Raw genomic sequence first — 1349 nt, 5'->3', positions numbered from 1 at the left:
ATTTATCATTAGGATTATAATTGTTAAAAGCATATTATGGAAAAACAAAAGGAGATATCACAATGGCTTATCAAACAAGTAAAGATACAAAATATCAGCAACTAGTATTATCTGATGTAACAGTTATTAAAGAACTATTAACTTATAGAGGCTCAATTGACGATACCAATTTCAATCATGGTGTATGTGCAACTAATTCTTTAAAAATGAATACAGATGTCATTAGTTTATTCGCTGATTTAGATGAATTAATTAAAAAAACTTTAAATAAAGACCAAATTAAATTACTAAGTTATATTGCTAAAGACTTTTCTTATTATACTATAGGGAAAATTTTAGGAATACCTGTTAAAACAGTAGGGAGTAGATTTAATACTATTTGTTTGCGACTAAAACAAGAGAATGATAGACAATGGAGAAAAGTTACCTATATAAATACATTACATTTAAAAACAAAAAGATGTAGTAAATGTAAAGATATACTCCCTGCTACCGATGAGTTTTTTAGTTTAAATAGCAGTAGCAAAGATCTTTTCCACTCACAATGTAAGAAATGTAAAAAATAAACGGTAAAGTGGTTTGGGCGAAAAAAGTGGATTTACATATACACTAGCCAACCTAATAAGTAGAAGGAGAATACATATGAAATTACAATTACCGAATACGGTCATTGAATTGAATTTAGATCTTCCGATAGAGGACAGAGTTCAATACATACGATCACTTTTAGAAAATGAGAGAATCATTTATCGAGGTGAAGAGATCACTCTAGAAATATATTTCAGTATAACCTCTCATACTCGCAATACGATCATTTTGTTAGATATGTTAGGTTATTATATAACAAAAGGATTTTTCACTAAAGAAGAGCTTCTATTAGAAGAAGAAAATTTAAAGTACATTAAAGAAGCTAAAAAGCGCAATAAAAGACGCAAAGAAATTACAAAATTACTTAAAAATCAAAATGCACAACATCGATTACAAGATAATTACGTACTCTCTCACTATAAGCAAAAAGAAATTACTAAAGGCTCCAGTAGACATAACACCTTTTCAAATACTTCATATTTTGAAGCTATTGCTTTTGGCATTGAAGATGCAGAAGAAGATTCCGTTTAATACATAAATTAATTTAAAACAAACATTAAAAATAATGAAGGTTTCTAATAGGGCTGTCCACTAAGTTTAACATATCTTACAGCCCTATCATGAAGGTTTCATATTACTAAAAGAGGTATCCGTGCTTTCAAGTAAACTGTTTATGAAATGTAATTGGCCTAGCATGATTATCTTATTGACTATCTTCTATATTAAATGAAAGAAGGTGATAACCATTGTATGTATAAATA

The 1349-nt window shown here is 28.3% G+C and carries 2 protein-coding genes; both read left to right on the top strand.

Translation table 11 applies throughout. The features are described 5' to 3' along the window. The first annotated feature begins 62 nt into the window (after positions 1-62). The gene (locus PVA17_RS24770; protein ID WP_274069343.1) at positions 63-566 is read left to right on the top strand and encodes a hypothetical protein; all 504 of its coding nucleotides are present in this window, start codon (positions 63-65) and stop codon (positions 564-566) included. A gap of 76 nt (positions 567-642) precedes the next feature. Further along, on the top strand, positions 643-1119 hold the full coding sequence (locus PVA17_RS24765; RefSeq protein ID WP_274069342.1) for a hypothetical protein: 477 nt from the start codon (positions 643-645) through the stop codon (positions 1117-1119). Positions 1120-1349 lie beyond the last annotated feature (230 nt).

Origin of the sequence: Lysinibacillus sp. CNPSo 3705, from assembly GCF_028674935.1 — a bacterium.
Lineage (GTDB): Bacteria > Bacillota > Bacilli > Bacillales_A > Planococcaceae > Lysinibacillus.
This window is presented reverse-complemented; position numbering and strand designations above follow the sequence as displayed.

Bases quoted from the DNA above. Each gene is read 5' to 3' on its own strand.
- PVA17_RS24770 (WP_274069343.1), top strand. From the start codon at position 63: ATGGCTTATCAAACAAGTAAAGATACAAAATATCAGCAACTAGTATTA.
- PVA17_RS24765 (WP_274069342.1), top strand. From the start codon at position 643: ATGAAATTACAATTACCGAATACGGTCATTGAATTGAATTTAGATCTT.